Below are 7,725 nucleotides of genomic sequence, written 5' to 3'. Positions count from 1 at the left end.
TTGTAAGTTCGATTTTTACTTTTGTGCCTTCTACACTTATTAACTTTGCCGACATTTTCTTTCTTGATCTCCTTCGTTATTCTTTCATTGTTCTACAATCTTCGTATTATGTCAAGGTCGCACCCGTTCGATATAGCCATTTGCGGCGTGCGAAGCACGCCGCAAATGGCGAAAAAAGGTAAGAATCACTTAGCGATTCTTACCTTTTTTCGCTTTCGTCGAACTGACGTTAGATTAGAAGCTAAGGTTTATAGCAAGGCGCTTAGGTCACTTGTCTTCTTTTTGGGTTTTGGGTAGACCGATGCATTTGTTACAAAAAAATGTTAATCTTAATAAAAAGTTAAGTTTTGTTTCTCCCCTAAATCTATGCTTCGTCTCGAACACATCCAAAAAATTTATCCTACTGGCGAAGTCCTCAAAGACGTTAACTGGGAAGTCAAAACAGGCGATCGCATTGGTTTAGTCGGCGTAAATGGCGCGGGGAAATCAACACAGCTAAAGATTATTGCAGGGGAAATCGAACCGACCGCAGGACAAATAGTGCGTCCTTCTAGTCTCAAAATTGCCTATCTCAGTCAAGAATTTGATATCGAAGAGACTCGTACAGTCAAACAAGAGATGTGGCAAGCATTTCAGGAAGTACGGGAAATTCAAAAAGAACTAGCAGTAGTGCATCATCATCTAGAAAATTTAAAAGATGGTGAAGACTATGAGCCAATTCTCAAAAAGATGGATCGTCTCCAGCGCCAGTTTGAAGATCACAATGGCTATGAACTTGAAAGCCGCATCGATAAGCTATTACCAGAATTAGGGTTTAAAACTGACGATGGCGATCGCTTTGTCAGCGAATATAGTGGCGGTTGGCAGATGCGAATGGGCTTGGGCAAGATTTTGTTGCAATCGCCTGACCTGCTGCTATTGGATGAACCGACCAACCATTTAGATTTGGAAACAATTGAATGGCTAGAGAAATATCTGCGATCGCTAAGTACCCCAATGGTAATTGTTTCCCATGACCGCGAATTCCTAGATCGCCTCTGTACATCGATTGTGGAAACCGAGCGCGGCGTATCGATGACTTATTTAGGTAATTACTCCTCCTATCTAGCTCAAAAAGCCGAAGCTAAAGCTGCACAGGGAGCCGCTTTTGAACGCCAGCAAAAATATATTGAAAAACAACAGGTATTCGTTGATCGCTTCAGGGCTAGTGCCACGCGCAGTACTCAAGCCAAGAGTCGCGAAAAGCAATTGGACAAAATCGAGCGGATCGAGGCTCCTGATAGCGATGTCAGAACTTTAAAATTTCATTTTCCACCTGCATCTCGCAGTGGGCGCGTCAGTGTGGAGATTAAGGATCTCACCCATGCCTATGGGGATCAGATCCTCTTTTTAGGAGCAAATCTGGAAATCGAAAGAGGCGATCGCGTTGCTTTTCTGGGACCCAACGGTGCGGGTAAATCCACACTATTAAAAATGGTGGTTGGCAAAGAAGCCTATAACGAAGGCGAAATTGTCCTCGGTCATAACGTATTAGTTGGTTATTTTGAACAAAACCAAGCCGAAGCTCTGGACTTACATAAGGATGTATTTCATACAATTCACGATGATTTCCCCAAGATGACCCACGAAGAAGTCCGTGGTGTACTTGGTAAGTTCTTATTTAGTGGTGACACCGTATTTAAGCAAGTCCGTGACCTTAGCGGCGGCGAAAAAGCAAGGCTTGCCCTCGCCAAAATGCTGCTTACCCCTGTAAACTTCTTGATCCTTGATGAGCCTACAAACCACCTTGATATTCCTGCCAAGGAGATGTTAGAGGCAGCTCTGCGTGAATACGAAGGGACAGTCGCCGTGATCTCCCATGACCGCTATTTCATCTCACAAGTGGCCAATAAAATTGTCGAAATTCGAGATGGCGATCTCTGTATGTATGCAGGTGACTATGCCTACTATCAAGAAAAAAGAGAGGAGGAAACAAGGGAGTCTAAATATAAAGCAGAAATGGCAGCGAAAGCTGCAAAAGATGCTTTAAAAAGAGAAAAAGAAAAAGCAAAACAAGCTGAAAAACGTCAAGAAAAGCAACAACAAAAGGCGAAAGCAAAGTAATATGCAATTATCAATATCAATTTCATAGAACTGTACGCTTAAACAATTCTAATTTTTTAGAGAAAATATTGATTCATGAATCAATATTTTCTCTAAAAAATTAGGTGTTTATTGATTTTTAAATAGGCTTATGCAAGAGAGAATCGCATTTATTCTTTTTGATACAAACATATTATATTTATGTTGAATCATATTGCTAAAAAACGCAATTTGATAGAACGTTATTCCCAAGGAGAACGAAACTTTGAGGGATGGGATTTGAAAGGATTAGATTTAAGTAAAGTTGATCTCAGTAATGCGATTTTACGTAATGCAAATCTAATTTTTGCGAATCTGTGGGAGTCAACTCTCTGTAATACCGATCTATCAGGTGCTAATTTATCTGATGCTGATTTGTGTGGTGCATCATTACTAGATTCTAATCTTAGTAATGCCAACATCACTCGTACTAACTTTAGTTATGCAGGATTAAGTGGTGTGCGTTTTACTGACGTGAGCTTTAATAATACCAACCTGCGACTGGCGATTCTGAATTGTACAAATTTACATGGCATAAATTTTCAAGGTGCAAATTTGCAAAAAGCTTACCTTCTAGAAGCAAATCTTTCTAATACAGATTTGAGTCATGTCAATCTGCATCATGCCTTTTTGTTTCGGGCTAATCTGAGTCGATCTAATTTGCAAAATGCCGATCTCAGTGAAGCCGATCTTAGTGAATCTAGTTTACATGGAGCTAATTTAAGGGGGGCTAATTTAAGTGAAGTAGATTTACGGGAAGCTGATCTTGACCGTGTAGATTTTAGTGAAATCAATCTTCGTTTAGCAAATTTAAGTGGTTTAAATTTGAGTAATATCAATTTTATTGGTAGTAATTTAAGTAAAGCAATTTTGCGCGGAACAATTTTGCGTGGCGCTTGCTTTAATGGCGCGAATCTATGGAATGCGGATTTAACAAATGCGGATTTGACTGGGGCGGATCTGACTGGGGCAGATTTACGCGGTGTAAACCTTGAAAGCGCTAATCTAAAACATGCAGTGTTAGATGTGGGATGGATGAATGAGGCAAGAATATGTCAGACGATATTACCCGATGGCAATATCTCCTACCGAAGTTGTCGATAAAACAGGGCTTACCATCTAATACCAATTTACGAAAGTGTTGTCATACTTCCGTGAATTAAAAGCCAAGTCCAATAAGGGGTTTAAAGACACAAAATGGCTATACCATTTTGTGTTTTGGTATAAATAGTTTGGGGATTGTTATATTAGTGAGCATGAAAGATCTGTTTGTTTTTAGGGATGAAAAATTATTGCGAATGGCGCTAACCCATCGCTCCTATGTTCATGAAAATCCTAGCGTAGGAGAAGATAATGAGCGCTTAGAATTTTTGGGTGATGCCATTTTAAATTTCCTAAGCGGCTCCTATCTCTATCGTCAACATGCTGACCTTGGTGAAGATGAGTTGACTCGTCGTCGTGCTGCTTTGGTAGATGAGCAACAGTTAGCAAATTTTGCGATCGCCTTAGACCTAGATACTCAAATCCTCTTAGGCAAAGGTGCATTACGTGATGGCGGGAATAAGAGCGACAATCTCTTGAGTTGTGTATTTGAAGCAATGATCGGGGCTTTATATCTGGATCGTAATTGTGATGTGGAGGCGGTGCGTCCTGCGGTGGAGGCTTTGTTTAATTCAGTACCACCAGAGTTAGTGAATACCCGCGCCGATCTCGATGCTAAAAATCGCTTACAGGAATGGGTACAGTCCTATATCGGTCACATTTTGCCCAGATATGTCACCGAAAAAGTGGGGGGAACTGATCACACGCCCGAATTTGCGTCTAAAGTATATGTTGGCGATCGCCTATATGGTCAGAGTATGCGAAATTTTTCTAGTAAAAAGGAAGCAGAACGAGCAGCCGCCTTAGATGCATTAGAACAAATAGAAAGAATGTTATAAGTTTTGAAATTCTTGCGAAGCAAGAATTTCAAAATCAAGGATGAAATATATGACTGAAGATTGGTTAATGATTGGCAAGATAGTTTCACCTCAAGGGCTAAAAGGTGAGGTGAGAATATTGTCCTATTCAGATTTTCCAGAACGTTTTGAGAATGCTGGCAAGCGCTGGATTGCGGCTTCGGAGAAAGATGAACCGCAAGAAATCATAATGCTCTCAGGACGTGAAATTGCTGGTAAAAAGAATCTATTTGTAGTGCGTCTCGAAGGGGTTAATGATTGTGATCGAGCTGAAACTCTGCGTAATTATCTAATGTTTATCCCCACTAGCGATCGCCCCTATCTGGAGCATAACGAATATATGATTGCAGATTTAGTGGGCTGCAATGTGTATCATCAGCCTACGGGTAAGGCATTGGGAGAAGTGATTAGCATCATTGCCGCAGGAAATGATCTTTTGGAGGTTCGCAATCCCGAAATTAACGAAATCGAATTAATTCCCTTTGTCGAAGCGATCGTTCCATTTGTCGACATCAGTCAAAAAAGAATTGAAATTAATCCTCCGAAGGGATTGATCGACAAATGGCTCGTTTGATTTGCTAAGCACTGCAAATATAGTATCAAAACACAAAATGGCTAAGCCATTTTGTGTTTTGAAAATCCTTATCAATAGGTTCCAGCCTTGTTTGCGGTATCTTTTAAATTGGCATTAAAGAACATTGGAATGAACTTCTCGATAAAGGAAGCAGGATCTTTTGTCCAAGCTTTCTTGAATATATCGATACGAGTCTTTTGCAACTCAGGAGAGAATAAAGTCTCAGGAAGTTGATTTAGTAAGTATTGAGGGCGTTCCAATAGAGGCAGAGTTTCAGATATCTTCAACAAATTCTCAAGGCGGCGCACTTCTGCACCAGCAAGAACATCCATTCCTGACTCAAATGCAGCATGTTCGATCGCTACATATTTACGCTTAGCGGCATCAACCTTGGCATGATGGGCTTCACTCTTTTTAGCGATCTCCCCAAGCTTGCGATTACCCCAGCGTACATGAGCCGCTTCTTCAGGAAGAATCTTCTCAATGGTTTCGCGGATCTTGACGTTTTCAGGGGTTTGCTCAACTTTCTTGAGAGAGCGAATGTGAGCCGCGAAATATTCACAACCACGCTTTTCCGCAACATTGATTCCCGCCAAGGCATCAATGACAAAATCTTCAGGATTGGAGGAGACTTCGTACTTACTCAAGCGGTTAAATTCATCAATATACAAATTGCCATCTGGTGTGCTGATCTCTTCACCAAGTTCATACAGCAAATCAGTTAACCAAGCTGCATGACGCGCTTCGTCAGAAACATGATGTGATAGATCTTGAATCAAATCACGGGGCTTGCCATTGAGAAATTCAATCAGTCCAGTTAGGTCTTTGCAACTACGCTGTTCACTAAAGCGATAACGATTTAAAGTGGTCATGTGGACTTCACGCTGACGCACTACATTATCGAGAATGTCTTCAGCACTGAGTTGACCGCGAAATTTACGGGGATATGCAACAGTCATTTTATAAACCTAGATAATGAATACCTAGCTTAATTTTAATATTAATTTGTAAAGAAGTGTGAAGACTCCCCCCATATCTACTCCCTACGACTGGCTTGATCGCTCCTTGGACTCGATCCACAAGGCTAATTGGTATCGCTCTACACAAACCATTACCAGCAAAGCAGGGACGATCGCAACCATTGATGGGCGCGAAATGCTGATGTTTGCTAGCAATAATTATTTGGGCTTAGCAGGCGATCGCCGCTTGATTGACGCAGCGATCAGGGCGACAGAAATGTATGGCACAGGCTCGACAGGATCGCGCCTAGTCACAGGACATCTGGCTTTGCATGAGGAATTAGAAACGGCGATCGCTGATCTGAAAAATACGGAAGCAGCCCTAGTGTTTAGTTCTGGTTATTTAGCAAATTTAGGGACAATTGCGGCGATCGTGGGAGCGCGAGATTTGATTTTAGGCGATGAATACAATCACTCTTGTTTGAAAAAGGGCGGATTGCTCAGTGGTGCAACGGCGATCGATTATCAGCATTTGAATTTGGCTGATCTCACCGCCAAATTGCAAGAACATCGGGCGAAATATCGGCGTTGTCTGATTACGACTGACAGCGTGTTTAGTATGGATGGCGACCTTGCGCCATTGCGGGAAATTATAGACTTAGCGCATCAATACGATTGCATGGTGTTAGTCGATGAGGCGCATGGTACGGGAGTATTTGGCGATCGCGGAGGTGGTTTGACTCAGTCTTTAGGAATTCAGGAAAACTTAATCCAAGTAGGAACCCTAAGCAAAGCTTTGGGCAGTTTGGGCGGCTATGTGGCAGGATCGGCGAAATTAATCGACTATTTACGCAATCGTGCCGCTACTTGGATTTATACGACAGGGCTTTCACCTGCGGATACGGGTGCAGCGATCGCGGCGATTAAGATTATAAAAACTGAGAATAATCTCCGAGAGAAGCTTTGGCAAAATGTGGAATTTTTGAAACAGGGTTTACAAAATTGGGGCTTTCAGGCGATCGCCTTTGACTCACCGATTGTTGCGATCGAGATGGGAGATATTGCTAAAACGCTACAAATGGCTACCCATTTACGGGAAAATGGAATCTTTGCGCCTGCCATCCGCCCTCCCACTGTGCCGACTCCACGTATTCGCCTAACTCTCATGGCAAATCATACCCACGAACAAATCCAGTATTTTATGCAATGTTTACAAGCTTGGTAAATCTTGACATTCAGACAATGAGCTTCATGCTGGGTATTAATGCGGCTTTGCAATTATTGATACTAGGTTTCTTAAGCTTGTTGGTAAATCAATATCGCGGAATCAATACCTATGCGATAGGTAGGGTATTTACAACAACTGGCTATTTAATCAGCTTAAGTAAGGTTTTCAATTACTCCTTGACATTATTTATAGCGGGGATTTTTCTTTTCGTTGGCACTTCCATTTCTTGTGTGGGAATTTCACAATTTACGGATAAAAAGATTAAACTTCGTTACTTATTTATAATTAATCTTTTGTTCATTTCTGTTCAATCATATTTCTTTATTTTCAATGATATTTATATATTTAAAAGTATTAATCAAACTGGTTTTCAAATAATCATTTTCTCAATATCTGCATACTGCTTACTAACTACACCCCATAAGGGTTTTATTGGATCATCCAGATTCATGGCAAGCGTGATGATTGCGTTATTAGTCTCATTAATTGCCAGAATTGTTGGTTTAGTGAGAAATCCGCCAGAAAAATTATTTCTTTCTCATGATATCAATGCTTACACCTTAGTTGTGATGTTTGTATTCACATTTCTATTGACGGCTGGATTTATCATGATGGTCTGTCAGAGGCTTTTCTATGATTTGAAGCTTGCCGCTAATACTGATGTGCTAACTCGGTTACTTAATCGACGAGCGATGATGCATCAGCTTGAGATTGCCATGAATCAGTTTTATCGTAGCGATCGCTCCTTTGCACTTATTTTAACGTGAGTTCGACGCACTAAAAGATGGCAGGAGGAAGAGCAGGCAAGCCTTTGAAGAGAAGATCTAAAGCAGGTTTAGTCTCTCGATATGTATAAGCAACCAACCCAGCTAAAAGGTTGACAAG

General features: G+C 41.2%; 7 protein-coding genes. 6 read left to right on the top strand and 1 reads right to left on the bottom strand.

The window, feature by feature from the left end; all coding sequences use genetic code 11:
* Positions 1–366: 366 nt before the first annotated feature.
* The 4 genes from VB775_RS26075 (at position 367) to rimM (ending at position 4,653) form a co-directional block, all read left to right on the top strand.
* On the top strand, positions 367–2,103 hold the full coding sequence (locus tag VB775_RS26075) for an ABC-F family ATP-binding cassette domain-containing protein (protein WP_281008270.1): 1,737 nt from the start codon (positions 367–369) through the stop codon (positions 2,101–2,103).
* A gap of 180 nt (positions 2,104–2,283) precedes the next feature.
* The gene (locus VB775_RS26070; protein WP_281008269.1) at positions 2,284–3,225 is read left to right on the top strand and encodes a pentapeptide repeat-containing protein; all 942 of its coding nucleotides are present in this window, start codon (positions 2,284–2,286) and stop codon (positions 3,223–3,225) included.
* A gap of 152 nt (positions 3,226–3,377) precedes the next feature.
* The gene (gene rnc, locus VB775_RS26065) at positions 3,378–4,061 is read left to right on the top strand and encodes a ribonuclease III (RefSeq protein WP_281008268.1); all 684 of its coding nucleotides are present in this window, start codon (positions 3,378–3,380) and stop codon (positions 4,059–4,061) included.
* A 49-nt stretch (positions 4,062–4,110) separates the two neighbouring features.
* Positions 4,111–4,653 carry a ribosome maturation factor RimM gene (gene rimM / locus VB775_RS26060; RefSeq protein ID WP_281008267.1) on the top strand — a complete coding sequence of 181 codons (543 nt, stop codon included), beginning with the start codon at positions 4,111–4,113 and terminating at the stop codon, positions 4,651–4,653.
* A gap of 71 nt (positions 4,654–4,724) precedes the next feature.
* Here rimM and VB775_RS26055 read toward each other — a convergent pair whose 3' ends face one another.
* Positions 4,725–5,612: a ferritin-like domain-containing protein gene (locus VB775_RS26055; RefSeq protein ID WP_281008266.1), complete on the bottom strand. Its 888-nt coding sequence runs from the start codon at positions 5,610–5,612 to the stop codon at positions 4,725–4,727.
* A gap of 58 nt (positions 5,613–5,670) precedes the next feature.
* Between VB775_RS26055 and bioF the strand changes: the two genes are divergently transcribed.
* Together bioF and VB775_RS26045 are read left to right on the top strand one after the other, a co-directional pair.
* On the top strand, positions 5,671–6,837 hold the full coding sequence (gene bioF, locus VB775_RS26050; RefSeq protein WP_281008265.1) for an 8-amino-7-oxononanoate synthase: 1,167 nt from the start codon (positions 5,671–5,673) through the stop codon (positions 6,835–6,837).
* 464 nt (positions 6,838–7,301) lie between these two features.
* Positions 7,302–7,607: a hypothetical protein gene (locus VB775_RS26045; protein ID WP_323217148.1), complete on the top strand. Its 306-nt coding sequence runs from the start codon at positions 7,302–7,304 to the stop codon at positions 7,605–7,607.
* Positions 7,608–7,725 lie beyond the last annotated feature (118 nt).

Source organism: Pseudanabaena sp. CCNP1317 (genome assembly GCF_034931345.1).
Taxonomy (GTDB): Bacteria; Cyanobacteriota; Cyanobacteriia; order Pseudanabaenales; family Pseudanabaenaceae; genus Pseudanabaena; species Pseudanabaena galeata.
The sequence above is the reverse complement of the archived record's forward strand: the minus strand, read 5'-3'. Positions and strand labels throughout refer to the sequence as shown.

What these genes read in the sequence shown, in the direction of transcription:
- VB775_RS26075 (WP_281008270.1), top strand. Translation starts at nt 367, where the DNA reads ATGCTTCGTCTCGAACACATCCAAAAAATTTATCCTACTGGCGAAGTC.
- VB775_RS26070 (WP_281008269.1), top strand. Translation starts at nt 2,284, where the DNA reads ATGTTGAATCATATTGCTAAAAAACGCAATTTGATAGAACGTTATTCC.
- rnc (WP_281008268.1), top strand. Translation starts at nt 3,378, where the DNA reads ATGAAAGATCTGTTTGTTTTTAGGGATGAAAAATTATTGCGAATGGCG.
- rimM (WP_281008267.1), top strand. Translation starts at nt 4,111, where the DNA reads ATGACTGAAGATTGGTTAATGATTGGCAAGATAGTTTCACCTCAAGGG.
- VB775_RS26055 (WP_281008266.1), bottom strand. Translation starts at nt 5,612, where the DNA reads ATGACTGTTGCATATCCCCGTAAATTTCGCGGTCAACTCAGTGCTGAA.
- VB775_RS26045 (WP_323217148.1), top strand. Translation starts at nt 7,302, where the DNA reads ATGATTGCGTTATTAGTCTCATTAATTGCCAGAATTGTTGGTTTAGTG.